28 protein-coding genes, 3 tRNA genes and 1 other RNA gene are annotated in these 26,202 nt (G+C 61.5%); 12 read left to right on the forward strand and 20 right to left on the reverse strand.

All coding sequences use genetic code 11. The annotated features are described in order from the left end of the window. Nucleotides 1–3 precede the first annotated feature (3 nt). Together NBW56_RS00485 and dnaG are read left to right on the forward strand one after the other, a co-directional pair. Nucleotides 4–1,314 (forward strand): deoxyguanosinetriphosphate triphosphohydrolase, encoded by a 1,311-nt coding sequence (locus NBW56_RS00485; protein WP_250257577.1) that lies wholly within the window; start codon nucleotides 4–6, stop codon nucleotides 1,312–1,314. Between the two features lie 18 nt (nucleotides 1,315–1,332). Next, on the forward strand, nucleotides 1,333–3,339 hold the full coding sequence (gene dnaG, locus NBW56_RS00490) for a DNA primase (RefSeq protein ID WP_250257578.1): 2,007 nt from the start codon (nucleotides 1,333–1,335) through the stop codon (nucleotides 3,337–3,339). A gap of 29 nt (nucleotides 3,340–3,368) precedes the next feature. On the opposite strand, the gene NBW56_RS00495 is transcribed toward dnaG, so the two are convergent. From NBW56_RS00495 to NBW56_RS00510, 4 genes are all read right to left on the reverse strand, one after another. Beyond that, nucleotides 3,369–3,860: a DUF3145 family protein gene (locus NBW56_RS00495; RefSeq protein WP_250257579.1), complete on the reverse strand. Its 492-nt coding sequence runs from the start codon at nucleotides 3,858–3,860 to the stop codon at nucleotides 3,369–3,371. 85 nt (nucleotides 3,861–3,945) lie between these two features. Next, nucleotides 3,946–4,431, reverse strand: a complete 486-nt coding sequence (gene def, locus NBW56_RS00500) for a peptide deformylase (protein ID WP_150333285.1) — start codon at nucleotides 4,429–4,431, stop codon at nucleotides 3,946–3,948. Beyond that, on the reverse strand, nucleotides 4,431–4,919 hold the full coding sequence (locus tag NBW56_RS00505; RefSeq protein WP_250257580.1) for an OsmC family protein: 489 nt from the start codon (nucleotides 4,917–4,919) through the stop codon (nucleotides 4,431–4,433). Before NBW56_RS00505 ends, def begins: the two co-directional genes overlap by 1 nt. A gap of 79 nt (nucleotides 4,920–4,998) precedes the next feature. Beyond that, nucleotides 4,999–5,071: transfer RNA gene (locus tag NBW56_RS00510), tRNA-Asn, on the reverse strand. 151 nt (nucleotides 5,072–5,222) lie between these two features. On the opposite strand from NBW56_RS00510, the gene NBW56_RS00515 reads away from it, so the two are divergent. Further along, nucleotides 5,223–5,299 (forward strand) — tRNA-Ile (locus NBW56_RS00515). A 343-nt stretch (nucleotides 5,300–5,642) separates the two neighbouring features. On the opposite strand, the gene NBW56_RS00520 is transcribed toward NBW56_RS00515, so the two are convergent. The 11 genes from NBW56_RS00520 to aceE form a co-directional block, all read right to left on the reverse strand. Then, a complete protein-coding gene (locus NBW56_RS00520) occupies nucleotides 5,643–5,783 on the reverse strand; it encodes a hypothetical protein (protein WP_250257581.1) in 141 nt (46 codons plus the stop codon). A 716-nt stretch (nucleotides 5,784–6,499) separates the two neighbouring features. Continuing rightward, complete coding sequence (locus NBW56_RS00525; RefSeq protein WP_250257582.1) at nucleotides 6,500–6,916, reverse strand: hypothetical protein; 417 nt, start codon at nucleotides 6,914–6,916, stop codon at nucleotides 6,500–6,502. A 228-nt stretch (nucleotides 6,917–7,144) separates the two neighbouring features. Continuing rightward, nucleotides 7,145–7,510: a helix-turn-helix domain-containing protein gene (locus NBW56_RS00530; RefSeq protein ID WP_250257583.1), complete on the reverse strand. Its 366-nt coding sequence runs from the start codon at nucleotides 7,508–7,510 to the stop codon at nucleotides 7,145–7,147. A 173-nt stretch (nucleotides 7,511–7,683) separates the two neighbouring features. Next, a complete protein-coding gene (locus NBW56_RS00535) occupies nucleotides 7,684–8,010 on the reverse strand; it encodes a helix-turn-helix domain-containing protein (RefSeq protein ID WP_250257584.1) in 327 nt (108 codons plus the stop codon). Between the two features lie 151 nt (nucleotides 8,011–8,161). Continuing rightward, entirely contained in the window at nucleotides 8,162–8,446 is a 285-nt protein-coding gene (locus NBW56_RS10175; RefSeq protein WP_502799319.1) for a hypothetical protein, read from the reverse strand. Nucleotides 8,447–8,659: 213 nt separating this feature from the next. Further along, complete coding sequence (locus tag NBW56_RS00540) at nucleotides 8,660–9,898, reverse strand: beta-ketoacyl-[acyl-carrier-protein] synthase family protein (RefSeq protein ID WP_126845901.1); 1,239 nt, start codon at nucleotides 9,896–9,898, stop codon at nucleotides 8,660–8,662. Nucleotides 9,899–9,985: 87 nt separating this feature from the next. Next, nucleotides 9,986–10,234, reverse strand: coding sequence for an acyl carrier protein (locus NBW56_RS00545; protein WP_055087801.1), 249 nt, complete (start codon nucleotides 10,232–10,234; stop codon nucleotides 9,986–9,988). A gap of 191 nt (nucleotides 10,235–10,425) precedes the next feature. Further along, nucleotides 10,426–11,427, reverse strand: coding sequence for a beta-ketoacyl-ACP synthase III (locus NBW56_RS00550; RefSeq protein ID WP_250257585.1), 1,002 nt, complete (start codon nucleotides 11,425–11,427; stop codon nucleotides 10,426–10,428). A 5-nt stretch (nucleotides 11,428–11,432) separates the two neighbouring features. Then, nucleotides 11,433–12,374: an ACP S-malonyltransferase gene (locus NBW56_RS00555; protein ID WP_250257586.1), complete on the reverse strand. Its 942-nt coding sequence runs from the start codon at nucleotides 12,372–12,374 to the stop codon at nucleotides 11,433–11,435. 20 nt (nucleotides 12,375–12,394) lie between these two features. Then, a complete protein-coding gene (locus tag NBW56_RS00560) occupies nucleotides 12,395–12,778 on the reverse strand; it encodes a GntR family transcriptional regulator (protein ID WP_250257587.1) in 384 nt (127 codons plus the stop codon). A 5-nt stretch (nucleotides 12,779–12,783) separates the two neighbouring features. Next, the gene (gene aceE / locus NBW56_RS00565; protein ID WP_250257588.1) at nucleotides 12,784–15,534 is read right to left on the reverse strand and encodes a pyruvate dehydrogenase (acetyl-transferring), homodimeric type; all 2,751 of its coding nucleotides are present in this window, start codon (nucleotides 15,532–15,534) and stop codon (nucleotides 12,784–12,786) included. 249 nt (nucleotides 15,535–15,783) lie between these two features. On the opposite strand from aceE, the gene NBW56_RS00570 reads away from it, so the two are divergent. The 3 genes from NBW56_RS00570 (at nucleotide 15,784) to NBW56_RS00580 (ending at nucleotide 16,937) form a co-directional block, all read left to right on the forward strand. Continuing rightward, nucleotides 15,784–16,194, forward strand: coding sequence for a DUF3052 domain-containing protein (locus tag NBW56_RS00570; protein ID WP_074296849.1), 411 nt, complete (start codon nucleotides 15,784–15,786; stop codon nucleotides 16,192–16,194). Nucleotides 16,195–16,274: 80 nt separating this feature from the next. After that, nucleotides 16,275–16,348 (forward strand) — tRNA-Val (locus NBW56_RS00575). Nucleotides 16,349–16,382: 34 nt separating this feature from the next. After that, a complete protein-coding gene (locus NBW56_RS00580; protein ID WP_250257589.1) occupies nucleotides 16,383–16,937 on the forward strand; it encodes a hypothetical protein in 555 nt (184 codons plus the stop codon). A gap of 155 nt (nucleotides 16,938–17,092) precedes the next feature. Here the strand turns inward: NBW56_RS00580 and NBW56_RS00585 are convergent, their stop codons facing one another. The 4 genes from NBW56_RS00585 to NBW56_RS00600 form a co-directional block, all read right to left on the reverse strand. After that, the gene (locus NBW56_RS00585) at nucleotides 17,093–17,623 is read right to left on the reverse strand and encodes a DUF1697 domain-containing protein (RefSeq protein WP_074296847.1); all 531 of its coding nucleotides are present in this window, start codon (nucleotides 17,621–17,623) and stop codon (nucleotides 17,093–17,095) included. Beyond that, nucleotides 17,620–18,012 carry a DUF3224 domain-containing protein gene (locus tag NBW56_RS00590; RefSeq protein WP_074296846.1) on the reverse strand — a complete coding sequence of 131 codons (393 nt, stop codon included), beginning with the start codon at nucleotides 18,010–18,012 and terminating at the stop codon, nucleotides 17,620–17,622. The genes NBW56_RS00585 and NBW56_RS00590 overlap by 4 nt, the downstream gene beginning before the upstream one ends. 495 nt (nucleotides 18,013–18,507) lie before the next feature. Beyond that, nucleotides 18,508–18,942, reverse strand: a complete 435-nt coding sequence (locus NBW56_RS00595) for an MFS transporter (protein ID WP_126845911.1) — start codon at nucleotides 18,940–18,942, stop codon at nucleotides 18,508–18,510. A gap of 132 nt (nucleotides 18,943–19,074) precedes the next feature. Then, complete coding sequence (locus tag NBW56_RS00600; protein WP_250257590.1) at nucleotides 19,075–20,154, reverse strand: GNAT family N-acetyltransferase; 1,080 nt, start codon at nucleotides 20,152–20,154, stop codon at nucleotides 19,075–19,077. A gap of 134 nt (nucleotides 20,155–20,288) precedes the next feature. On the opposite strand from NBW56_RS00600, the gene NBW56_RS00605 reads away from it, so the two are divergent. The 5 genes from NBW56_RS00605 to NBW56_RS00625 all read left to right on the forward strand — a co-directional run bounded on the left by NBW56_RS00605 (nucleotide 20,289) and on the right by NBW56_RS00625 (nucleotide 25,041). Then, nucleotides 20,289–20,810: a TetR/AcrR family transcriptional regulator gene (locus NBW56_RS00605; protein ID WP_284346098.1), complete on the forward strand. Its 522-nt coding sequence runs from the start codon at nucleotides 20,289–20,291 to the stop codon at nucleotides 20,808–20,810. A 573-nt stretch (nucleotides 20,811–21,383) separates the two neighbouring features. Continuing rightward, nucleotides 21,384–22,676, forward strand: a complete 1,293-nt coding sequence (locus NBW56_RS00610; protein WP_250257592.1) for an aminotransferase class V-fold PLP-dependent enzyme — start codon at nucleotides 21,384–21,386, stop codon at nucleotides 22,674–22,676. After that, nucleotides 22,673–23,137 carry a Fe-S cluster assembly sulfur transfer protein SufU gene (gene sufU, locus NBW56_RS00615; protein WP_250257593.1) on the forward strand — a complete coding sequence of 155 codons (465 nt, stop codon included), beginning with the start codon at nucleotides 22,673–22,675 and terminating at the stop codon, nucleotides 23,135–23,137. Before NBW56_RS00610 ends, sufU begins: the two co-directional genes overlap by 4 nt. Before the next feature lie 33 nt (nucleotides 23,138–23,170). Continuing rightward, entirely contained in the window at nucleotides 23,171–23,998 is an 828-nt protein-coding gene (locus NBW56_RS00620) for a Nif3-like dinuclear metal center hexameric protein (RefSeq protein WP_250257594.1), read from the forward strand. Next, nucleotides 23,995–25,041 (forward strand): S66 family peptidase, encoded by a 1,047-nt coding sequence (locus tag NBW56_RS00625; RefSeq protein WP_250257595.1) that lies wholly within the window; start codon nucleotides 23,995–23,997, stop codon nucleotides 25,039–25,041. The genes NBW56_RS00620 and NBW56_RS00625 overlap by 4 nt, the downstream gene beginning before the upstream one ends. Nucleotides 25,042–25,044: 3 nt before the next feature. Here NBW56_RS00625 and NBW56_RS00630 read toward each other — a convergent pair whose 3' ends face one another. After that, nucleotides 25,045–25,815: a YaaA family protein gene (locus NBW56_RS00630; protein ID WP_250257596.1), complete on the reverse strand. Its 771-nt coding sequence runs from the start codon at nucleotides 25,813–25,815 to the stop codon at nucleotides 25,045–25,047. A gap of 49 nt (nucleotides 25,816–25,864) precedes the next feature. Here NBW56_RS00630 and rnpB point away from each other — a divergent pair. Further along, nucleotides 25,865–26,200: RNase P RNA component class A (gene rnpB, locus NBW56_RS00635), an RNA gene on the forward strand. Nucleotides 26,201–26,202 lie beyond the last annotated feature (2 nt).

Below are 26,202 nucleotides of genomic sequence, written 5' to 3' on the forward strand. Positions count from 1 at the left end.
ATCGTGCCACCGCATATTCCCGCCCCCTACCATTCGCGCGACATCGAGCGTTTCTTCCAAGAGCCCCCAAAGTCGCAAGCCCGCACGCCCTTTCAGCGCGACCGCGCACGGGTGCTGCATTCCTCGGCTCTTAGGCGCCTCGGTGCGAAGACACAAGTGCTCGGCGCTGGCTCCAACGATTTTTCCCGTACGCGCCTCACACACTCGCTCGAGGTCGCCCAGGTCGGCCGCGACATTGCTCACGAGCTCGGCTGTGACCCAGACGTGGTGGATGCCGCGTGCCTCTCGCACGATCTCGGACACCCGCCCTTCGGGCACAACGGTGAACGTGTACTCAACGATCTCGCGAGCGATATCGGCGGGTTCGAAGGGAATGCGCAAACCTTGCGTTTACTCGCGCGGCTCGAGCCGAAGGTGCTCGGCGGTGAAAAGAGTTACGGGCTCAACCTCACTCGCGCGGCTCTCGATGCCGCGATTAAGTATCCGTGGCAGCGCGCGAAGGGACCGGACCCCGATTCGCCAAAGTTCGGGGTGTACGAAGACGACCTGCCCGTGTACGAGTGGGCGCGCGAGGGCGCACCCGAGCATCGCAAGTGCGTTGAGGCGCAGGTGATGGATATTTCCGATGACATCGCCTACTCCGTGCACGACATTGAGGACGCGATCACGGGCGGATCGATCACGCTCAATGCCCTCAAAGACCCGCAAGAGCGCGCCGCCGCGCTCTACGTCGTGCAGGATTGGTATGCCCCGCACCTCTCCCTCGAGGAGCTGGATGTTGCACTCACTCGGCTCGAAACCGGCACGGTGTGGCAATGGGAGTACTCGGGTGATCCCTTTTCCGCGGCGGCGCTCAAGGATATGAGCTCGCAGCTCATCGGTCGTTTCGTGGGATCGGTCGTTGAGGCGACCCGCGCGGCGCACGGCGATCATGCCCTCGCGCGCTTTGAGGGGAGCGTCGTGGTGCCCGAAGAAACGGAGCGGGAGATCTCGGTGCTCAAAGGCCTCGCCGCCGCCTACGTCATGTCGAGTAGGGCGCAGCAGGGTGTGTACGCGCTCCAGGAGCAGATCCTTAGCGATCTTTTCGCGCTCTTTCGCCGCACGGGAGCGGCGCACCTCGACCCCATCTTCACGGTGCTCTACGAGCGCGCGAACAGCCTCGAGGAGCGCGAGCGGGTTATCGTGGATCAGATCGCTTCGCTCACTGACGTCTCCGCCGTGCGCCTTCATTCTGAATTCTTCTCGGGGGCCTATTCGGACGCTCTCGCGGGCGATGTACCACTCCCGGGCTTTGGCCCGGAAATTCCCTTTTAGAGTGCGAGGAAGGTGCGCGTGAAAGGTCTCATTAAGCGCGAGGACATCGTGGCCGTGCGTGAGCGCGCGAACCTTGAAGAGATCGTGTCCGAGTACGTGTCGCTCAGGAGCGCGGGCCTTGGCTCGATGAAAGGGCTGTGCCCCTTTCACGATGAAAAGACGCCTTCGTTCAACATTCGCCCCGCAATTGGCCGCTACCACTGCTTCGGCTGCGGCGAAGGTGGGGACGTGATCGAGTTCGTGCAAAAAATCAACCACATGAGCTTTACCGAGGCCGTCGAATATCTTGCCTCGCGTTATGGCGTGCAGCTTCGCTACGAGGAATCCTCGTCGAGGGGCGATCGCGATTCGGGACCGCGTACCGACTTTGGTACCCGCCAACGTTTGCTCGCCGCACACGAGGTCGCGGAGGAGTTCTTCCGTGAGCACCTCACGAGTCCCGAGGCTGAGACCGGGCGTCGTTTTCTTGCCGAGCGTGACTTCGGCCCTCGTGCCGCCGCTCATTTCGGTATCGGATTTGCCCCGCAAGGGTGGGACAACCTTACGCGGCACCTGCGCGGACGCGGCTTCACGGAAAAGGAATTGACGCTGAGCGGGCTCGTTTCCGAAGGTCAGCGCGGCGTGTACGACCGTTTTCGCGGCCGTCTCGTGTGGCCCATCCGCGACGTGACGGGCAAAACCATCGGTTTTGGGGCGCGTCGCCTTTTCGAGGACGATAAGGGGCCGAAATACCTCAATACGCCCGAAACTCCCATCTACAAGAAGTCCCAGGTCCTCTACGGCCTCGACCTCGCGCGTAAGAACATCTCTTCCAAGCGCCAAGTGGTCGTCATGGAAGGTTATACAGATGTGATGGCGGCGCATGCCGCCGGGATCGACACGGCTGTCGCTTCGTGCGGAACGGCTTTCGGCTCCGAGCACGTCACGCTCGTGCGCCGAATCATGGGGGATACCTCAGCGCTGAGTTCCTTGAGCCTCGCAAGCGGCGCGGGCAGCGCCTTTGCCGGAGTCGGAGGCGAAGTCATCTTCACGTTCGACGGCGATGCGGCAGGTCAAAATGCCGCACTTAAAGCCTTCCGTGAAGATCAACGTTTCGTTGCCCAGACCTATGTCGCCGTCGATCCGCAGGGCATGGATCCGTGCGATATCCGCGTGAAGCGTGGCGAGGAAGCCCTTAAAGACGTTATTGCCGCGCGTATCCCCATGTTCGAATTCGCGATCCGCGCGGCCCTGCGTTCCGTCGATCTCGACACGGCTGAGGGGCAAATTGCGGGGCTGCGCATGGCCGCGCCCGTGGTCGCCCAAATCAGAGATCACGCGCTCCGGCCCGAATATGCACGCAGGCTCTCCGGGTGGCTTGGCCTCGACGAACGTACGGTTCAGCGGGCTGTTCAGGACGCCGGTAAGGCGGTATATGAGCAGCGCAGGATTGCGCAGCAAGCGTCGGAATACCCCCCGGAGAGCCCCGAGGTGAACGATTCCGACGCCACCCACGCACCCGATGAGAGCTCACCTCTCTTGGCGCCCATTCGGCTGAGGGACCTCACGCAAACCCGCGATCCAATCGAAACCGCCGAGGTGCAGGCACTTGCGCTCATGCTCCAAGCACCCTCGAGTGTGAACCTCGCGGATGTGCACGCCCTCCCCGATGAGCCCTTCCGAACCGTGACGCTTCAGAGCGTGTGGGACTGTGTGATTGCGACCGGCCTCTTCGAAAACGCGGCCGAGAACAACGTAAGCGTGCGGGAGTTCGTCGAGGCAGTGATGGAAATCGCGGGGGAGTCGCTACGGCCACTCATCGGTGATCTTGCCTCGTACCCGCTACCTGCCCGTGACGAGCAACAGCTCAATCGCCTGGGCCCTGCGCTCATACGCCGACTTCAGCAGTTGAGCTTCACGCATGAAATTTCGGAGCTGCGAAGGAAGCTTGGCAGGCTTACCCCGGATCGCGAAGCCGAGGAGTTCCGTGCGACGATGACGGCCCTTCAAGACGCGCAGCAGAAGCTTCGCGCTCTCAAAGAGTAGGGGAGTTCCTCCCGGGGTGCAGGGCGCTGTTAGCCGACGAGGTGAAGGCGGCGCGGCTCCTCACCGCTTGCGGCGGCGCGGAAGCTTTCCAATTCATGGTCCCAAGCCTCGCCGAGGGCCTTGCCGATCTCGTTTTCAATCCGCGCGGCATCGCCTGCCCCGGTGGCAATGCAATAGCGAATACGGTCTTCGGTGAGGGTGACGTTGCCGGCGGCATCGATCGCCGCGTGGTGAATGCCGAGCGACGGCGTGTACATCCATCGCGAGCCTTCCTCGCCCGCGCTTGGCTCCTGCGTGACTTCGAAGCGAACGCTGTCCCAACCGCGAAGGGCGGTCGCGAGCCGCGCGCCCATGCCTTCGGGGCCGGTCCAGTTAATTGCCATGCGCAGCTGTGAAGGGTCGCCTTCGTGGCGGTGCCACCTCACGCGTACGGGCAGGCCAAGAACTCCGCTCACGGCCCATTCAAGATGAGGAGCGAGGGCACGCGACACGGAGTGGATTGTGAGGGTTCCACGAGCCATGGGCTTACCTTTCGTATCAATCGAAACGTCTTCCCCACGATTCGCGTTGATACCTATGGCGACCCGGCTCGGGCCTGAGAACAGTCTAGAGGGTTTCGCGGATCGCCCGCAACGCCTTCTTTTTCTCGCTCTTGTCGAGTCCATCGATGTAGAGGGCACCATCGAGGTGACCGACCTCGTGCTGGATGAGACGCGCGACGATGCCCTCGCCCTCAAGCGTCACCTTTTTTCCGTCAAGATCAATGCCCTCGCATGCAGCTTTCGCCGCACGCTCACGCTCGAACCAAAGCCCAGGAACGGAGAGGCAGCCCTCGTCGCCTCCCTGCTTCTCTTCCGAAAGGTACGTGATCACCGGATTGAGGATGTAGCCGAGTTCGCCATCAATGTTCCACGAGAACGCCCTGAGGCTCACGCCAATCTGGTTCGCGGCAAGACCTGCGCGCCCTTCCTCATTAACGTTTTCGAGGAGATCCTCGACGAGGGCGCGAACACCCGGCGTGATCTCCTTGATCGGATCGCACTCGGTACGCAGAACCGGGTCACCAACAACGCGAATCTCGCGCTTCGCCATTACTTCTCCTCCTCGTCAGACGCAGTGCACGATGCGAGGCCCGCGTCGGTGATTGTGTGGCGCACCTCGGCGCCTGGAACGACAGTGCGTTGAATCGTGCACGCAGCGTCGATCACGCGATCGATCACGGCAGCAAGTTTCTCCCGCTCGCGGTCATCCAGACCGGAGAGGTCAAGCTGAATCGTCTCGTCAATCTCATGGTAACGGTCATGCTCGGCATCGGATGTGCCGTGCGCGTACAGGCGCGCCGCAAAATCGTCACCAAGGCGCCGTGCGACGGCGTGATCCATCGACATGCCCGCACAGCCGATCAGCGCAAGCTTCAAGAGTTCACCGGGACTGACGCGCCCCTCTTCGAGCCCGATGGGAATCTCCACACCGCTTTGCGTATAGCCCACGAACTGGCGCGTGGCGACCCTGTCGACCCACACGCTGCCCGGTCCGAAATCCTCGGGGCGCTCGAAAGACTCGGGCGAGTGAACACTCATGGGTACCTTCCTCCAGGCCTCGGGGCTTAACGCTACCGCGAAAAGTGAAGGCCCCGGGTTTCCCCGGGGCCTTCGGTTGCTCCCCCAATTGGACTTGAACCAATAACCCTTCGATTAACAGTCGAATGCTCTGCCGATTGAGCTATGGGGGATCGACTCGAAATACATTAGCAGCGACCGGGCGCGGATCGCCAATTCAAAGCCCATATTTGGCCGGGATGTGCCAAAGGCCACGCTATCGCCCGCCACGCGGCGAGAACTTTCCAAGAAGACACCCGAGCGGCGATAATAGAGCGCGTATACGGGCCCGTAGCTCAGTTGGTTAGAGCACCGGACTCATAATCCGTCGGTCGCGGGTTCAAGCCCCGCCGGGCCTACCATATGCCCAGGTCACGCAGTGTTTTGGGCTTATTTCCGTCCTAGTCTTGTCACGGACAAAGTGGCGATTGTCCGTTTATCGTCCGTTTTTGCCTTGCCTGCGACGCCTCCAGGGCACGCTGGGGGACATAGTCGAGGGAGTAGGGACGCTCATTTGGTCGGGTCGATTCCGCGGATAGATATTTTCTGACCGCCGCCGACCGGAGCTGAGGCGGATCCCCTGCCGCCGGCGGCGGGGCTACAACGCATCGACAGTAACCCCACGGCCCTTCATGAGGCGTCGAGCAGCTCAATGAACTTGTGGAATACAAATCTCACCGTTCATCCAAGGTTCGCTAGTCCGTTTTATTGAAGCGGATGGCAGATAGTACAGCCGAAGCCGAGCAGTTCACCAGCCCTAGCATTATCGATGCCGTTCTCGCGGCCTGCGACGATTATCCGGTGGTCGTCCCAGGTGATGGCGGAGTCGTAATTGTTGGGATACATGGTGAGATCCGTTCAGCTTCAAATTCGGGCTGTCACCCCGTGAAAGGTGGGTTCTGCTTTCTCATCTCGCGGTATCGAAGTTGAAGTTGTTCGCCCCGCTACCAGGGAATTCGCCTTCACATAGGCCGTGCGCTTGGAGGCCCTGGCGGAGGTCGCAGAGGGTGAGGTTGCGGTCGGATGCAAGTGGGGTCTAGGCGGTTAGGGCGTTCGCTTTTAGGAGGGAGAGGGGAAGACAGCGCATGTGGTGGCCCTTAGCTTGGTCTGCGTCAGCGGGCGTGGATGATTTCGAAGTACGTCGCGGACTTCGGCGATCTAACGCCGGACGAGCTTCGCAGATCCCTTGAGGCTCGCAGCCCGTGGTTCAGCTTCGCTAGTGTGTATCGCGCTAACCTGCCACGTACCGAATGCGGGGGATACCTGTAGCCGCCATGCCGTGCGCCCGTCCGCTAACGTCGTCGGTATCACTTGGCTTGCTTTGATGGTGAAGTAACGTTCTTCGAGGTCTGCGTGGCGTGTCTTGCCGTCGGTGACGGACACGAATGCGCCGGCGCGTTTCGCTGTGTCGGTTTCGGTTAGCCATTGTTCGGCGGCGCGTTTCGTGGTGAAGCCGCGTTTCACGGTTCGGCGTCCGTCTGGTTTGCGCTAGCGGACGAGGTAGCGGGGTTTTCCGGTGCGTTTGTCGTCGTACCGTTTCACACGTGGGTTGCTGGTCGGTTTCATCCCCGGTTGTCCAGGATGCTCATGTCTAGACCCCGTTTCGGGTGGTAAGTCCACTGGTAGCGGAAGCCGTTCTCAGACACGGTTTGCACGCCGTCGATAGCGCGGGTCATTTCGATCTGGTCAATGACGGTTTGAGAGGTGCCGATTTTCTGGAGTACGCACGCGGTTTCGTTGATGTCCCCGTCGAGTGTGATGATCGCACCAGTAATGTCAGGGTTTGTGATGTCGCATGCAGCGGCGGCAGCGCGAAGGATTCCCCCGGGCTTGTATGGCTCAGATTCCTTTTTTTCGGGTGTCATGATGGTCGCGTACACGGTGAGCGCAACCAGTGCGGCCAGGACGATCCCGCCGATTTTTACCCACTTCATAAAGAGTTTGTCCCCTGGGGTGTCTTCCTTTTTGGCGGTGCTCATGTAGCTGTCCTTAGAGTCTCGTAATAGGCGTGGATAACTTCTCGCCACGCGCGGGCTTCAATGTGTGAGGGTTGTGGGTATTGGTCGCCGTGTATGGCGTGGGCGATTTCGTGTGCGAGGGGGCTGCAGGTTTCGGCGTTGGTGAGGTTTCGGGGGAGCCAGATTGATAGGCGTTGGTGGGAGTAGTAGGTGTGTTCGTGTGGTGTCCACCAGACGCGGACGCCTAGGTTATGCGCTCTCGGTATGAGGGCCGTGTGGTGACGTGATGGTCTCAAGGGGGTGAGACATTTCGACGCGACCGTTCAGGACGCGGGTGCGAAGCTCGTCGAGGAGTTCGAGGGAACTGAAATCTGAGGGTCTATGGATAACTTTGGGAATTCGCACCTCGTCGTCATGGAGGTAACCAGCGGCCACTAAGCCGTCAACGGCATTCGCTTTGAATGCGCGTGCTACTTGGATGATGGTCTCTGGACGTGGCGGTGCGCCTTCCCACCGGCCGACGGTGGACTTTGCGATCCCTGTCTTATGGGCGATTTCGGCGTTGGTGGCGTTGCTCGTTGCTTCGTTGAGCCATGTGCGAAAATGAGAGTGCATGTAGTAATCGTATTGCTTCTCGAATGGTATCCGTTTGAGCTTCAGCGAGATGGTTGAGGTTCTAATACCTGGATTGCGATAGCGATGAAATTAATGGTGCTAGGTTAGCGCCAATTGTCACCAACTTATTTGTGGGTGCGAGTCGAGTTAGCGGGGTAATTTTCCGTTCGGATCTATGAGCGCTGATGCCCGTTGACTCCAAGTCGGGTGGCAACGAGCGCGGCGAGTTGTTCGTTCGAGATTTCCTCTACTTTGACGACACTGTAGGAGACGAAAGCGGAGGCTTCGGTGGGGGTAATGAAGCCTGCTGCAATAAGTGCTTCGGTAACTGGACGCTCGTAGGCACGAGCAAAGGAAATTACGTCCGTTGCCTTCGGACGACCCCATCTACTAATAGTGGACGGACCTATGCCTGTGCGGTTGGAGATTTCGACGTTTGTCTCTCCGGCCGCGATCGTTCGGATGTACTGGTTCCAGTCGAGGGGGTCGTGGAATTGCATAGAAACATCATAAAAGGTTTCGCGGGGTATCTGCCTTGGGTGCCTGGAACAGAGCCAGCAAAGAGGTTGAATTACCGAACTATCTAGGATGCGGTGCTGAACGTGACACGAATGAGTTGTCAGAGGTCAGCGGGTCTAACCCCTGAGATACTCAAGATACTCGCTTGCGAAGTTCAGCGAACAGTTCGTCTGTAGTGAGGTCGGACAGTGCTGCTGGACCCGCCCCGGCCTCTTCATCGGTGAGGAAGCCGGCTGCCACGAAGGCTTCAAGTACAGCCCGGCCGTATGCGTGAGCAGCAGCTGATGCTTGTTCGGTAGATGGTGAGCCTCCATCCCTCCATCTGGTTACAGTCGAAGGCTGTATTTGTAAACGACGAGCAATGGCAGTGGGCGTGGATCCTCCGGAGACCTTCTGTAGCCATTCAAACCAAGTCATAGGTCTAGTATGCGTTTAACTGGGAACTTTACGAAACGCCGCCGCCTCTAGCACCTGCGTGAAGTAATCAAGCGACTGAATTGTCATCAATCCCCTGACCTGACATGCGGACCGCTTTTCTTGGAATCCGATGCGTTGGTGCACCGATAGACAACCCTGAGGGGCCCGACAACCGTCGGACCCCGTTTTCGTACGCCTATACGTGCGCGCGGTTTACGCGCTCGCGAATACGACCGACATGTCGTGACCGCCGAAGCCGAAGGCATTGTTGAGCGCGGCGATGTCGCCGCTCGGAAGCTCGCGTGCTGTGCCGTTCGCAATGTCCATCGTGACGCCCTCATCGAGGTTCTCAATGTTGATCGTGGGCGGCGCAACGCGATTGTGCAGTGCGAGGATGGAGAAGATCGACTCGACAGCACCTGCGCCGCCGAGGAGGTGGCCGGTCATCGACTTCGTGGAGGTCACGACGATCTGGTCGGTTTCGCCATCGAGGGCGATCGAAAGAGACTCGAGCTCGTTGAGGTCGCCGAGCGGGGTCGACGTGCCGTGGGCATTGACGTGGACGATATCGCGTGCGGTGAGGCCCGCATCCTCGAGCGACTCGCGGATGGCGCGCGCTTGGCCCTCGGTGCTCGGCGCGGAAATGTGGTGGGCGTCGGACGCCATGCCGCGGCCGGCGAGGTAGGCGTAGATCTGCGCACCGCGTGCCTTTGCGTGCTCTTCGGTCTCGATCACCATGATGCCTGCGCCTTCACCGAGGACGAAGCCGTCACGATCGCGGTCGTAGGGACGCGAGGCTGTCTCAGGTGAATCGTTGCGAGTGGAGAGCGCGCGGATATTTGCGAAGCCCGCGAGGGGGAGCGGGTGCACGCAGCCCTCGGTGCCGCCAACGATCGCGATATCGGCGCGTCCGCTGCGAATGAAGTCGAGGCCGTGCGCGAGCGCCTCAGCGCCCGAGGCGCACGCCGAGACGGGCGTGTGTGCACCGGCTTTCGCTCCGAACTCAATCTCGATATGCGCGGCCGCGGAGTTCGCCATGAGCATGGGAACGGTGAACGGGTTGACGCGGCGCGCGCCGCGTTCCTTCACGGTGTCCCACTGATCGAGGATCGTCCACACGCCACCGATGCCGGTACCAACCACGACGCCAAGTCGCAGAGGATCAACCTCGGGGCTGCCCGCATCCTCCCACGCCTCGCGCGCGGCGATCATCGCGTACTGCCCGTTCGGATCAAGCTTTTTTGCCTCGGGCTTCGAAAGGTGCTCGAGAGGATCGCCCGCGACCGTGCAGGCGAAGTTCACCGCGAGCCCGTAGCGCTCCGCCCAATCATTCTCAAGCGTGTGCGCGGTGGATACTCCCGCAAGGGCAGCCTTCCAGGAGCTCTCGATGTCGACTCCAAGCGGGTTGAATGTGCCGAGGCCGGTGACAACTACGCGAGGATTCTCGCTCATGGGTTCTCCTTGCGGGCGTGGTGAAAAAAGGGGAAATGATTAAGGTGCGCGCCCGCCGCAAACGGGCGAGCGCGCACCAGATAAGAATCAGGCCTGAGCGTTCTCGATGAACTTCACGGCGTCACCAACGGTCACGAGGTTCTTGACCTCTTCGTCGGGGATGCGCACGTCGAACTTTTCTTCGGCGTTCACGACGATGGTCATCATCGAGATCGAGTCGATGTCGAGGTCGTCGGTGAACGACTTGTCAAGCTGAACGTCAGCGGTCTCAACACCGGTCTCCTCGTTCACGATCTCGGCAAGGCCGGCGAGGATTTCGTTTTCGGTGTGTGCCATGGAGGCTCTCCTTTGTGCTTTACGAATTAGATCAGCGGCATTAGCCTACAGCGCCAAACCTGAAGGTTCAGGTTCCGACGGCTGCAAGTTTGACGCGTGTCTCGCTACTGCCGGTCGCTTCCTGCCCCGCGTTCTTCTTCGAAGAACCTTCTCTTTGGGCGCGGCTTCGACCAAACAATACGGGGCACGCGTTACGGCAAAACGACGATCTGGCACGCGTAGGCGAGTCCGGCGCCGAAGCCGATCTGCACGCACACATCACCGGACTTCGCCTGACCCTCGTCGAGGAGGCGGTGCACGGCAAGTGGAACAGATGCGGCAGACGTGTTGCCCGTGTCAGCAATATCGCGGCCAATCACCACACTCTCGGGAAGCTTGAGCTGCTTCGCGAGCTCGTCGATGATGCGCATGTTCGCCTGATGGGGCACAAAAACGTCGATGTCCTCAACGGTGAGCCCCGCTTCGTCGAGCGCCTTTCGAACAATCTCAGCCGTGTGCCACACGGCCCAGCGGAACACGGTGCGGCCATCCTGCTCGAGCGTGGGGAAGCCCAGCTCCGGCTTATCGCGGTAGTCGAGAAGCGAATGGGTCATGCGGATCGTGTCCCAGTGCTCGCCGTCACTGCCCCAAATAGTGGGGCCAATCTTAGGCTCGTCGCTCGCGGAGATGATCGCGGCTCCCGCACCGTCGCCGAGAAGGAAAGAAATCGAACGGTCGGTGGGGGAGATGAGGTCCGACAGCTTCTCGGCCCCCACGATGAGAACGTTTTTTGCCGCGCTTGAACGCACGAGGGCATCAGCCTGGCCCACCGCGTAGCAGAAACCCGCGCACGCCGCCGAGATGTCGTAGGCAACCGCATCCTCAATGCCGAGGCGCGCCGCGAGCAGTGTTGCCGCCGAGGGCGTCTGATATTCGAACGAGATCGTTGAAACGATCACCGTGTCGATGTCCGAAGCGTCAAGCCCGGACTTTTCAATCGCGTCACGTGAGGCTTTCTCGGCGAGGTCGATCACGTGGACGTCGTCGCCGGCGCGTTTGCGAGTGACGATGCCGGTGCGGCGGCGGATCCATTCATCCGAGGAATCAATGGGGCCTGCAATGTCGTCATTTGTGACAACGAGTTCGCCGCGAGCGGCGCCATAGGAGAGAATCTGCGAGCCCGCAACGGGTTTTGAGGGGCGAAGAGTGACCACCGAGATTACGCCTCCTTCGGGGCCTGGCCAGCGTGCTCGCGCACAAAGTCGCGTGCGGCATCGAGCTGATCGGGAGTGTTGAGATCGAAACGTGCAAGAGCTTTTGCATCGCGCTTCACGAGACCCGTGAGGGTACCCGCGGGTGCGAGTTCGAGGATGCCCGTAACCCTCTCGGCCTCGAAGGTGTGCATGCACGCGAGCCAATCCACGGTGTGGGCAACCTGGGTGACGATCGAGTTGAGGAACGCCTGTCCTTCCCGCACCACAGCACCGTCGGCGTTTGAAATCACGGGAATCTGGGGTTGACGCACCGAATAGTCGCTTACGCGCGCGGCAAGCGCCTCGCGAGCCTGCGCCATGTACGGGGAATGGAAGGCGCCGGCAACCTGAAGCGGGATCACGCGAGCCTTCGCGGGCGGGTTCTCCCTCAGCGTTTCGAGCTGCGCGATCGAGCCTGCTGCGACCACCTGGGCAGCACCGTTGATGTTCGCGGGAACGGCACCGGCGGCCTCGATTTTCGTGAGCACATCCTCACGCAACCCACCGACAATAGCAACCATGCCGGTCTTCTCCGCCGCTGCAGCCTCGGCCATGGCCTTCGAGCGGTCACGCACAAATTCCATCGCGTCGGTTTCGGTGAGCGCGCCACTGAGGCCAGCGGCGGCGACCTCGCCCACCGAGTGGCCGGCATAAAAATCGGGGCGTGGCACATCGAGAGCGCCGAAGAGAACGCTATGCACAATGAGGCTGGAGGCGACGAGGAGCGGCTGTGCGATAGCCGTGTCGCGGATCGTGTCGGCATCCGACACGGTCCCGTGTTTCACGATGTCCACCCCCGCGGCCTCACCGAGCGAGCCCGCGTATTCGGCCACGCTATCGATGTCGAGCCACGGAGCGAGGAATCCGGGCTTCTGAGCGCCCTGTCCGGGCGATGCAATGACGAGCACGCCACTGTCCTTTCACGTGTCTATCGGGAAGAGGCCGCTTCTGTGCGCAGCGCGGCCTCAAACATTGCGAGGGAGGCGTCGGACCCCACCCCAGACGAAACTGCCAGGCGCGCGGCATGCGCGAGTGCCTCCTGAAGCGAGCGTTCTACCTCGCCCCAGGGCTTCACGCGCGTGCCACGTCGCCCATCCGTTTCCACAATACCCGCCGCCGCAAGCGACTTGATGGCCTTCGCGGCCGTGTTCGGTGCGACGTTGCAGGCCTTGGCGAGCGAGCGCACGGAGGGCAGTTTCTCACCCGGGGCGAGAGTGCCCTCCGCAGCGGCGTTCGCGATCGCATCATGGAGCTGCGCGGCGGCATTCGGCGTTGAGGCGTCGATGTGCAGCCATGGCAGTTCAGCGGTCATGATGCTCAGGCGTCCCCGCCCGCCATGCCGGAAGAGCCGGCGTTCACGTTGAGCAGATCGTACTTGTCGATGGCCTGCTTGACGACCGAGCGATCGACCTTGCCCTGATCAGCGAGCGACTTGAGGGCGCGTACCACGAGCGACTCGCGGTCGATGTGCAGGTAGCGGCGACCGGCGGCGCGGGTATCGGAGAAGCCCCAACCCTCGGCACCAAGAACGGCGTAGTCGTTCGGGATCCACGGGCGGATCATGTCGGGAACGAGGTAGTCGAAGTCCGTCGTCGCCACGAACGGGCCCTCGGCGTCCTTGAGCTTCTCCACCATCCACGGGGTTTTGGGTTCTTCTTCGGGGTGGAGGAAGTTGTGCTTATCGGCGGCAAGAGCGTCGTTACGCATCTCGCTCCAGGACGTCACCGACCATACGGCCGAACGCACGCCCCAGTCCTTGTAAAGGAGATCGCGAGCTTCGCGAGTCCACGGAACCGCGACACCCGAGGCCATGAGCTGCGCGACCGGGCCATCGCCCTCCTGGACCTCGTCGACCTTGTACATGCCCTTGATGATGCCCTCGACATCAACGTTTTCAGGCTCAACGGGCTGGTGAATCGGCTCGTTGTACACGGTCAGGTAGTAGAAGACCTCCTGGAGGCGCTCCTCGTTATCGCCGTACATGCGCTGGAGACCATCGCGCACGATATGGCCGATCTCGTAACCGTAAGCGGGATCGTAGATGATCGCCGCGGGGTTCGTGTAGGCGAGAAGAGGCGAGTGGCCATCCATGTGCTGGAGACCCTCACCCGCGAGGGTGGTTTTACCGGCGGTCGCGCCGATCACGAAGCCCTTGGCCATCTGGTCGCCCGCGGCGTAGAAGAAATCGCCGGTGCGCTGGAAGCCGAACATCGAGTAGAAAATGTAGAACGGCACGAGAGGAACCTCGTGCGTCGAGTACGCGGTACCGGCGGCGGTGAAGGCACTCGTCGAGCTGATCTCGTTGATGCCCATGTGCTTGATCTGGCCCTGCGCCGACTCCTTGTAGGCAAGGAGAAGATCGCGGTCCACCGAGAGGTAGTTCTGGCCCTTCGGGTTGTAGATCTTCGCGGTCGGGAACATCGCATCGAGACCGAACGTGCGTGCCTCATCGGGAATGATCGGCACCCAGTACTTACCCGTCTCCTTGTCGCGCATGAGGTCTTTGAGCAGACGCACGAGCGCCATCGTCGTGGCGACTTCCTGCTTGCCTGAGCCGCGCTTCGCCACAGCCCACGTCTTTTCACCGGGGACGGTGAACGTCGCCTTCTTATGGCGGTTGTCGGGAACGACACCGCCGAGCTCAGCGCGACGATCACGCATGTACTGCATCTCGGGGGAGTCCTCCGCCGGCATGTAGTACGGCTGATCGTAGAGATCCGCCTCGAGCTGCTGATCGGTGAACGGAATGTGCAGCGTGTCGCGAAGCTGCTTGAGATCATCGATCGTGAACTTCTTCATCTGGTGAGTGGCGTTGCGACCAGCGAACTTCTTACCGAGCACGTACCCCTTAATGGTGTGCACGAGGATCACGGTCGGCTTCCCGTTCTTCACGGTCGTCGCGTGCTTGAACGCCGCGTAGATCTTCTTCGGGTCGTGGCCGCCGCGCTTGAGGCCCCACCAGATATCGGCATCGCTCATGTCCTCGACAAGAGCCTTCGTGCGCGGATCACGGCCGAAGAAGTTATCGCGGATGAAGCCGCCGGATTCGGCGCGGAAGGTCTGGAAGTCACCATCGGGGGTCGTGTTCATGAGATCCACGAGCGCGCCGTCGGTGTCCTCGGCAAAGAGCTTGTCCCAGCCTTCGCCCCACACGACCTTGACAACGTTCCAACCGGCGCCGCGGAACTGAGCCTCGAGCTCCTGGATGATCTTGCCGTTGCCGCGCACGGGACCGTCGAGGCGCTGAAGATTGCAGTTGACGACGAACGTGAGGTTGTCGAGCTGTTCATTGGCGGCGATGTGCAGTGCGCCGCGCGATTCGACCTCGTCCATCTCGCCGTCGCCGAGGAATGCCCACACGTGCTGTTCGCTCGTGTCCTTGAGTCCGCGGCTGTGGAGGTAGCGGTTGATCGAGGCTTGCTCGATCGCGTTGACCGGGCCGATGCCCATGGAGACGGTCGGGAACTGCCAGAATTCCGGCATCGCGCGCGGGTGCGGGTAGCTCGGGATGCCGCGGGGATTCGACTTTTCCTGACGGAAGCCGTCGAGGTCCTGCTCGCTCAGGCGGCCCATGAGGAAGGCGCGCGAGTAGATTCCGGGGGAGGCATGGCCCTGGAAGAAGACCTGGTCGCCGCCACCGCGGTGCTCGCGGCCGCGGAAGAAGTGGTTGAAGCCCACTTCGTACACGGTGGAGATCGAGGCGTAACTAGAAAGGTGGCCACCCACACCGATCTCGGGGCGCTGGGCGCGATGTACCTGCATCGCCGCGTTCCAGCGCACGGCGCGACGAATCGACTTTTCGATCTCAAGGTCGCCGGGGTATTCGGGCTCGTCCTTCGCCGCAATCGTGTTGACGTAGTCGGTGTTCTCCACGCTCGGCACGTCCAGATCCCGCTCGCGTGCGTGCGTGAGGAGGTTGCCGACGATGTGCGAGGCGCGCTCAGCGCCGCCGTTCGCGACGACCGCGTCGAGCGATTCCAACCACTCCCTCGTCTCCTCGGGATCCACGTCGTTTGCGTGGCTGGGAAGACCGATTCCTTGACGCCCGGTGATGTCGTTCGAGTTCACGCTTTTGTTCTCCCTCGTGGTGTGGGTGAAAAAGGGGCTGTGCCTTTGGGCCCGCCTTTGTGCTCATCTAGCGTATAGCGTGCGCCCGAAAGAGACGTGAGCGCGTGGGCGCGAAAGGTGCCGTGGCTCTCACCGGGTTCGGTTATTTCTCGTATTGTTTTTTGTGAGTGACACCGCCATGGACCTTCGGTACAGTTGGAGCGTCCCGAGATCCCCATCTCACTTTCCGAACCCCGAAGGAGTCGCCCCTTGTCACCGGTTGCAGCTTCGAGCGACAACCTTGCCGAAGTTTTTGAGTTCCACGAAGGCCAGCTTGTGCAGGAGTTCGGGTACGACGACGATGTAGACCTCGACCTTCGCGACGCCATCGAGGATCTCATCGACGCCGATCTCGAAGATGAGTACTCCCGCGAAATCGTGGATGGCGTCATCATGTGGTGGCGCGATGGCGACGGCGACCTGACCGATGGTCTCGTCGATTGTCTCTCGAGTCTCGTTGCGGGTGGTCCAGTGTGGCTCCTCACGCCGAAGCCCGGCCGTCCGGGTCACGTGGATCCCGCCGACATCCAGGAAGCAGCGAATACTGCGGGGCTCCGCGGGATGAATGCGGTGTCGCTTGCACCGGATTGGTCCGGTACGCGTCTCGCTTCGCGTTCGTAAGGGGCTGCTGGCAGACGGATCGACGCTCGCTCGCTCCCCGTTTTGCCGAATCGTGCACGTCGTGGGATGATGTCCTGCGCGGGTCTTTAGCTCAGTTGGTTAGAGCGCCACGTTTACACCGTGGATGTCGGGGGTTCGAGTCCCTCAAGACCCACGTAAGATGAGAAAATCGAAACTTGCCCCGCCTGATGGCGGGGCAAGTTTGTTTCTGCGGTGACGTGCGCCGGGGCGTCGAAGCTGGTGTGGGCGAGGACGGTGGCGGTGGTCTGCTCGGGTGTGTAGGTGGCGTTTTCTTCGTCGTTGATGGTGATGCGGGTGAACAGGGCGCGGTTGAGGATGCGTCGTTCGGCTGGGTCGCACTTGTTGTAGAGGTTGTCGAGGAGTTTGGTGAGCCGGTCCAAGCCTGTTCGGGCCTCGGCGTAGGTGTCGGTGAGGTTGTCGAGCCGTGTGCTGATCTGGTCGAGGCTGGCGCGGATGCGGTCTTGCTCGCTCTTGAGGAGGTCGAGGGGGATCGCGTCGGCGTAGTGGGCCTGGACGAGCTTGAGGCGTTCGGCTTCGAGCTTGTCGCGCTGGGCGGTCAGGAGCTTGCGTTCGTCCTCGCTGGATCCTTCGAGCTGGTCGAACACGTCGTTGAGGACCTTCCGGACGTGCTCAGCCTGGGTTGGGCTCAGGGAGTTGCGCTGGTAGGTGCGTTCGATCTCGGCTTCGGCGCGTTCGGCGAGGATCGCGGAGCGGGTGCATGACACTGCGGTGCATGTCGTAGATAGTCGCAGAAGATGATGCACAGCACGCTCGCCTGAGAAGCCCGTCGGTCTCGCGCTAGACAGTGGGAAGCAAGAAACTTGTCCGGCGGTGCCATCGTGCCCGGGGCAATCCGCTGATTCCCCTTGGGTTGCGGTTAGAGCTTGGTAGCGATCTTCATGAGCGTGTTCCAATTTCGAGCGGTCGCCGTCCCCCCGAAGCGCTTCTCCAAGGCAGTATGTGAGACCTTCATCGCCTTGACGCCACCAGGGGTCCACACGAACGCGGTGCGCCCGATGAGCCGTACTACTTCAGGACTGACATCTTCTGACTCTAGGGCCGCAACTTCCGCCATAGCGGGCGTTGCAGACAGGAAGATAGCCAAGTACTTGGAATAGTCGGTAGCGACGTCTGCTAAAGGATTGCTCGCCAAGACCTCGCGTACTTCGTCGGCTTGCCGCACCACCATGGGGACCGTAACTCCAAAGGCATCAGCCATTACCGACTGCACCTCAATGATAACTTGATCCTCACTCCCTGACCGAGTGGCAATAATGTTCCCACTTTGACCAATCGTGACGACAGCCTCGAACCCGGCGTCAGTGAGCGCGGAACGCAGTTCAGCCATTGGTACCCGGTTGTTGTTACCTACGTTGATGCCACGCGGCATGACAAGCCAGCGAGTCATGCGAGTTTGTAGTCAAACGTATAGGAGTGGTCACCGTCAACGTCGTCGATGGTCAAGGTGCCACTGATCCCGGTCAGCTCACCAGTACCCGTCCCAGGAACGATAACCACGGACAACTCCGGTTCCCCATGAGCGACGATTCCATGGTGTTGCAAGACGAAGGTGCCTTCCTTGCCATTAACGGTGCCGGTGAAGTGTTCGATCGCGACATAACCAGCCGAACCGGGATCAGGGGTGCGCGCTGCGATCATATGCGCTTCGGAGGTGCCGGTGACCGCACCTGTGAAGGTCTTACGCACCACATTGCGGTTGATTGTGACCCCGTCCTGTTCATAGAAAGGGGGCTCACTGTCAGTGGTGACCTCGAATGGTCCGCGAAGGATGGTCATTTTTCCCCTCTTCAATTGAGGCGGCGAATCGCCGGCGATAAGTTGGCATCTGCCTGCGGTCTCGGGGGGCCGAGGTCTCCTCAGACGCGCTCTCCCCGGGCACCGTAACACACCTCTTGGGGTTCGGTCATGTTGACGTGACCCTGCTACGACGACCGCCCCTAGAAGGTATGGACCATCAGCATCAACCGATTCAACCGCGGTGAAGTCGACTCTTGGATGATCGGTCAAAGTGCCTCGAGTCAACGTTCGCTCGATGTCCCGAGATTTTTGTGTTCTGGAGCGTTAAGGTGTGACTTATGGTCAACGGTTCATCGCGCACAGCCAAACGGGGGGCGTAGGCGCACCGCGTATATTGTTGTCGCAATTGTTGCTGTCGTTGCGTTTCTTGCGATGGTAGGAGTTGCCCAGTTCACCTCGGGAAATGCCAACGCTTCCAGTGACGGGTTAGCTCAGAGGAGTTCATCATCCTCGAATGAGAACACAAACGACGGGTCATCGTCCGGTCACGAAGGCAATGCCACCGATCGAGACACTCGACCAAACAGCGATGGCGACGTTGCGCTCATCCTCGTCCTCGAACGTGAACCGGATGATCGCGAGTGTCGCGGGCAGCATCAGTGCTGCACCCACCGCGAGTAGTGCCCGCGCGACGATCAGCACCCACACGTTTGGAGAAAAGGCTTCGAGTAGGGAAGCTATCCCGAACGCGCTGATGCCAATCTGGAACACCAGCTTGTGTACGAACCTATCCCCGAGCGTCCCGGTGCCCAGCAGTAGGCCAGTCATGACGAGGGGGTACATGTTGATAATCCACAGTGACTCACTTACGCTCGCCGACAACTCGTCCGTCAGAAGAGGCACGACCACGTAGAGAATCGAAGTGTCGACCGTTGCAAGCAGCAAACCGAGAGAGACGGCGGTGAGCACGAACCACCGTGTGCGCTGCGAGGCCGGCGCAGGGGATCTTGAGTCATCTCAGCCTTGCAATATTCCGATACGTCGTCAGAGCGCGGTAGATTTGGGGGCCGTATACAGGGAGCATGAAAGTCAGACTCCTGATCATTGGCGCATGTGCTCGGAGGCAAGTCGCGCGAAGATGAGGGTGTCGGTCCATTCGCCCTTGCTGAACCAGTCCTGGACGTGATGTGCTTCGAGCCGGAGCCCGACACGAGGAGCCAGTGCTGCCGAGGCGCTGTTGCGGGCATCCATCTGCGCGGTGATGCGGTGGAGCTTGTAGTGGTCAAACCCGAGGGCGAGTACTGCTCGGACGGCTTCGCTGGCGAAACCTTGCCCACCGTGCGCTGGGTCGAGAACCCACCCGATCTCGCCTTGACGGTGCTCGTGATCGGTGAGCCACAACGCGACGTCTCCGATTGGGACGCCGTCATGCTCGATGACCAGCGCAAGCGCGCCAGTCTCGCCATCGATGTCAGTCTTCGCTAGACGTTCGGTGAGCTTGTCGTGGGTGACTTCCGCGGTCCATGGCTCGTCCAGCAGGTAGCGGGCAACGTCGGGTCGCGAGTACAGCTCGTGAAGCCATTCGGTATCGTCGGCGTTATGCGGACGGAGCCGAAGCCGCTCCGTCGCCAACGGCCACTGGGCGGTGGGCTTGAGATCGCGCCGGTAATGGAAAAGTTCCTCGCGCTGTCCTGCGGGCGTGGTCCCGACGGCTCGCTCGACCTCATGGAACCCTGCGTTCGTCAAGCACCGCTGGGAGGCCTTGTTCTCCAGGAGCGTGCGTGCTGTCAAGGTTCGCAGTCCACTGTTGCGTGCGAAGCGCGATGCCAACTCCAGGCCCCGACGAGCGTGCCCTGCTCCCCGCGCATCCGGATGAATCCAGAACCCGACCTCGGCAGCCTCGGAGCTGACGTCGAAGAGCACCAAGGAGCCCATAAACCGGTCCGTCTCGGCGTCGGCAAGTGCGAGAACTGCCAGCGTGCCGGACGACAGACCCTCAGCAACCTCGTCACGGATCATCTGTCGCACGGACTCGGGGGTGTAGTCGGACTCGGGCAGGTGGCCGAAGCGCCGCACAGCTTCATCCTTGGTGCCGGCTGCATACGCGTCTGCGTCCAGCTCAGAGAGGGGACGTAGGCGAGTGTTCTCAAAGGTGATCGGGAGGGTGGTGGCATCCAGCATGCGCGAAACCTAACATAGAATGGATAGCTAACGGAAGCGTGTTTGGTTAGGCTGGTGGGGTGAGCTACTGGGAACATCGCAAACCTGTGCGACGCCTCCGCGCAGTGGACATCGGGGAGGTTGCGAGGGCATTGGTGAGGCTGCTGGACGAAGGCGGGTTGAGGGCCCTCACCCTGCGATCTGTGGCACAACAGGTGGGTGTCGCTCCAGCCAGCCTGTACTCCCGCGTCGAATCCGTCGACGACCTGTTCGACCTCGCCCTCGACACAGCGCTTGCAGACGATCCCGTGGTGTCCGAGTCGATCCGCAACGCCGACCTGTCTGCCCTGATGCACGCCTTCTTCGCGCACCTCACGACCCACCGGTGGGCCGGTCAGGTCATCGGTATGCGCGCTCCCAGGGGCCCGGCGTACCTGGCTCTTTCCGAGCGGATGTGCGTCCTGCTCGAACAAGCGGGTACCCCGGATCCGCTGGGAACTGCCTACCGATTGTCCAACCTGGTGATTGGCGCCTCGCTGACCGCACCCATGGCGTCTGACGAGAAGCGCGTCGCCATTGACCCTGACCAAGCTCCTACCTATGCGCGGCTCCACGCGACGCACCACGTCAGCCCACGCGAGATTCTCTCCGACGGCCTCACGGCACTCCTGTCGTGAGGGGGCCTTTTGATTCGGGGCCGCCCTGCGTTGCTGATGGCCACGGACTGGTCTCCGTGAGAGTGCGCCCCTTCGCAGTGCGCCGATAGTCGGACTGGCTGATCCCGACATCGTTCGCGATCGCGCGGAGCGCCTCGCTATCGTGATATCGCCGTTCCAGAGAGTCGACTGCCTCGCTAGCGATGCTGCGGTGCGGACTTACCGGTTCTGGCTCACGTTGGGTAAGCCGCCCCGCGCGACTGCGGATCGTTCGGTGCAGTGATCTCATGTAGCCCACCGGTGGGGCGAGTTTCTACAAGCTTTCTGCTAGGTCCACCATCGCCACCCTCAATCTTCGCGAAGAGTGAGGGTGTTGTGACGTTGAGTTCTGGTTGCTCAGTCGCGGTGAGCGCACGGCGTGTCGACAATGCGGGCGCAGCGCTTGTATCTTCGCTCCGGACGAAGGGCGGGGCCCGTGGCCCGAACGGCTCGTGTGAGGCTCTGACATATTCCCCACAGATTTGCGCTTTCGGTTTTGCAAAATTCCTATACTGGAGGTCGCACGCTCGAACGGTCGACAAGGAGCATTCATCCATGACACCTGAAGTGTCCGCGCAGCATCCCGGGCTCGACGTCGAGGCTATCCGCCACGACTTCCCGATTCTCCATCAGAACCTCGCGGATGAAAGACCGCTGGTGTATCTGGACTCGGGGGCGACGAGTCAGCGCCCCCAGAGCGTGATCGATGCCGAAGTAGCGTTTCTCACGGCGAGCAACGCGGCGGTTAAGCGCGGCGCCCACCAGCTCGCGGAGGTGGCAACGGATCGTTACGAGGGGGCGCGTGAATCGATCGCAGCCTTTATTGGCGCGACGGATCCTCGCGAGCTTGCTTTCACGAAGAATGCGACCGAGGCTCTCAACCTCGTGGCGTATGCACTCGGCAATGGCGATGCGTCGACTCCGGAACATCTTCGTGTGCGCGAAGGAGACGAAATCCTCGTCACGGAGATGGAGCACCACTCGAATCTTGTGCCCTGGCAGGAACTTGCCCGCCGCAGCGGAGCGACGTTGCGCTACCTTCCGCTCACGGACGATTTCGAGCTCGACCTCACCGACTTTGAGTCCCTTCTCAATGACCGCACGAAGGTTTTCGCCTTCACGCATCAGTCGAACGTGCTCGGCACGATCAATCCCGTGCGTGAGTTCGTGAAGCGGGCCCGCGAGGTCGGCGCGCTCACGGTTCTTGATGCCTGCCAATCCACTCCGCACATGCCGATTGACGTGACCGAGCTCGACGTCGACTTCCTCGCTTTCTCGGGGCACAAGATGCTGGGACCCACAGGTATCGGCGCGCTGTGGGGGCGGTACGAGCTTCTCGCAGAGCTGCCTCCATTTATGCTTGGCGGTTCGATGATCGAAATCGTCCACATGGATCGCACCACGTTTGCGGAGCCACCAGCACGTTTCGAGGCCGGCACCCCAATGATTTCGCAAGCGGTGGGTCTCGAGGCAGCCGTCGGATACCTCCGGAACCTGGGCATGGAGAACGTTGCCGCCCACGAAGCTGCGCTGACCGCGCGGGCCCTCGACAACCTCTCGCAGATCGACGGCGTACGGATTATCGGCAAGGGGCCGAGTACCGGTCGCGTGGGCGCTGTTGCCTTTAGCGTCGAGGGACGCCACCCGCACGATATTGGGCAGGTTCTCGACTCACTCGGGGTCGAAGTACGCGTGGGGCATCATTGCGCGTGGCCGCTCCATCGTCGATATGGTGTTCATGGAACGACTCGCGCGAGCTTTAGCGTGTACAACACACTCGACGAAGTTGATCGCCTTGCCTCCGCGCTCGAGGAAGCCATCTCGTTTTTCAAAGGATTTGATCGATGAACCTCAACGCTATGTATTCCGAGCTCATTTTTGAGCACGACAAGCGGCCTCAGAACTTCGGGCTGCGCGAACCGTTCCAATCTGAAGTGCACCATGTGAACCCCTCGTGCGGCGACGAGATCACGCTGCGAATCGAGCTCGAAGGCGATGCCTATAACCCGACTATCAAGGACCTTTCCTACGACGCGACGGGCTGTGCTATGAGCCGTGCGTCCGCTTCGATCATGAGCGACCTGCTCATTGGCGAGAGCCTTGAGGACGCGCAGAAAACCTACGCTCACTTCGATGAGGTCATGCATTCGCGTGGCAAGAACGAGGGTGATGAGGAGATCATTGGCGATGGCATCGCGCTCGTGGGCGCCGCGAAGTTCCCGGGGCGCGTAAAGTGCGTGCTCATGCCGTGGAAGGCGTATCAGGCGGCGCTTGCCGAAGCCCAGACAGCGCGCGCAGCTAACGCCTGATCCCTCATTCCTCACTGCACCAAGGAGCATCCCGTGACAGCGATCAACCGTGTGACCTCTTTTCTCGAAAACCTCTATCCGCTTGCGTGGGCGGAGGATTGGGACCGCGTGGGTCTCGTACTCGGGGATCCGGCCTGGGAGGTCGCTCGCCTGCGCCTCGCCGTGGATCCGACGGTTGCCGAGGCTCGTGAGGCTGCTCAGAACAACGGGACGCTTCTCATCGCCCACCATCCACTCCTTTTGAAGGGAGCGAGCTTCTTGCCCGCGACGTGCGGTAAGGGCGCCGTCGCCACCGAGCTCCTGCGCTCCCAGGGAGGCCTGTGGTGTGGGCACACCAATAGTGACCGCTCGCGTCACGGCACCGTTGGGGCATGGATCGATCTTCTTCGCCTCAAGGAAGCGAAGCCTCTTGAACCCGGAAAGCCCGAGGAGAGCGAGTCATTCTTCGGGCTCGGCGCCGTAGGTGAGCTTCCCGAAGCGTCGACGGTAGGCGAAATCGCCGAGCTCATCAGCAGGGCTGTTCCCGCGACGGCGCAGGGCGTTCTTCACACGGGGGATGCTGGACGAAAGGTCCGCCGTGTCGCCGTGTGCCCCGGCGCAGGTGACTCGTTCCTCGAGACCGCGACGGCCGCAGGCGTGGACCTGTACATCACGTCTGACCTGCGCCACCACCCGGCTCTCGAACATCTCGAATCCCGCGCTGATCATTCCCGCGTGCCCGCGCTCATCGACCTTCCGCATTACGCGAGCGAATCGCTGTATCTTCCACACCTCGCTAGCCTCTTGCGCGAAGAGTTCCCGGAGCTCGAGGTTGAAGTGTCCTCGCTCTCGAGCGATCCGTTCACAGGCGCCGCGCGATGAAGTCCCTTGTGCGTCCCGCTCCCGTGCGCGAGGGTGACAAGGTCGCTGTTCTCTCGCCCGCGTGGGCCGCGCCCGCGTATTTCCCGGCGATCCATGAACAGGCTATGCGCCGGCTCGAAGAGCTGTTCGGTGTGGAGGTTGTCGAATACCCCACGACCAGAGCGCTCGGAGCAAGCCCCGAGGAACGCGCCCGCGACGTCAATGCCGCCTTCGCCGATCCCCACATCCGTGCGCTTTTCTCGACAATCGGGGGCGACGACCAGATAAGGATTCTTCGCTACCTGGACCCGAAGCTCCCGCTCGCCGACTCAAAACCGTTTTTCGGCTACAGCGACAACACGAATCTGAGCGCATGGCTTTTCGCGCGCGGGATCGCGAGCTTCTACGGAGGCTCAACGATGGTGCACCTCGGTAGTGGTCCGACGGTCGATCCCGAACACCTCGCCTCACTTCGCGCGGCGCTCTCGGGTGAAGGGGACCTGACCTACGCTCTTCCGGCCGATAGCCAGGACTACGGTTTCGATTGGAGCGAGGAGCGCGCTCTCACGGAAGCCTCTCCTCGGGAAGCGGCAGCCCCGCTGGAATTTTACGGCCCTAAGGTTCGTGTTCGGGGCGGTACCTGGGGTGGGTGTCTCGAAGTACTCGATCAGCTCGCATGGGCGAATCACCTGCCCGATCCCTGCGAGCTCGACGGCGCGATCCTCATTTTCGAAACCTCCGAGGTGCTTCCGAGCCCCGACCTTGTGGGTCGCTGGATTCGGGGCATGGGGGAGAGGGGCTACCTCGAGGCTGCCGCGGGCGTGCTCGTTGCCCGCCCGGTCGTTGATGATCGCGACAATCCCGCACCCGCGAGCGTACGCGCGGCTCGTCGCGCGGCGCAGCGTGATTACGTTTTAGCCGAGCTCACACGCTACGCCCCGGATACGCCCGTCTGCTTTGGCCTTCCCTTTGGCCACACGCGACCCCAATACGTCATTCCCTACGGCGGCGAGATCACGCTCGATTCCGAGCTAGAGACGATCACGGGTCACTACGGCGCTTAGCGCTTAGTGGCGCTCCCAATCGTCGACGACGGTGAGCGTCGAGCGGGCTTTGCCTGAGCTGAGTTCAAACCCGAGGGAGTCCCCGAGGCCATTCATGAGGATCTCGAGCACGTCATCGGCCGTTTCAGCGGGAGAGGTCGCCTCGCATAGGGCACGCGCCACGAGGCCGCGATAGCGCTTCGCGTCGTGACTAATGACGCGGCGTTTTCCCTCGCGCACTGCCACGGGGGAGACTTCGAGTACCTGCGCCCCCTTGAGCGGCATCATCGAGCGATAAGCCCCTGAGCGGCAATCGATCACGATCTCGCCGCTTTCCTCGATCCCTTCGGCAATGTGCTTGAGGCGAGGCTTCCACCACGCAGCGACTTTCCCGAGCCCTTCAACTTCGCTTCCTGCCGAAAGCCTGTAGGCCGGAATTGCATCGGCATGGCAGTCCACGATTCCGAAAAGCGCGGAGGCGGCGAGGAGCCGGCAACCGTCGGAAACAGAAGGCTGCCCGAGTGCATCGAAAAGCACACCCGAGTACACCTCGAGCGGTGCTGCGACCGGCTCGTTCTCAAGGTGCGCCATGCGCTCGCGAAGTTCCGGTTGCGAGGCCGGAATCTTGAGTTTCTCCACGGCCACATCACCCCTCGCCGTGCGCCCGGCTGCCGCGATCATCTCTCGTCGAGACTCGGTTAGCTCGGGAAAGGCCATGGAAGAAAGATCGAGGCATGGCGCATCCGAGGCTGGCGGGCGAGTTTTCGTTTCCGAGGGTGGTAAGAGGATTAACATCTCGCGCGTGCTCCTTATGCTTAGCAGTGGAGTAAAGTTGAGACCTGGACCAGTCAGCTGGACAGTCGCGAGGCACAGCCTCGAGGAAAGTCCGGGCTCCCCCTGGCGCGGTGGTGGGTAACACCCACCCGGAGCGATCCGCGGGCCAGTGCCACAGAAAGCAAACCGCCTGCTGAAGTAGGTAAGGGTGAAAGGGTGGTGTAAGAGACCACCGCGGCCCCAGTGATGGGGCCGGCACGGTAAACCCCACCGGGAGCAAGGTCATGCAGGAGGCGCCAAGGCTGCCAGGCCGAGCCTCCGGGTAGGCCGCTCGAGGTCACCGGCAACGGTGATCCTAGATAGATGACTGTCGAAACAGAACCCGGCTTATAGGCTGGCTGGTCCGCG

The organism is Dermabacter sp. Marseille-Q3180 (assembly GCF_940792985.1).
In the GTDB taxonomy this organism is placed as follows: domain Bacteria; phylum Actinomycetota; class Actinomycetes; order Actinomycetales; family Dermabacteraceae; genus Dermabacter; species Dermabacter vaginalis.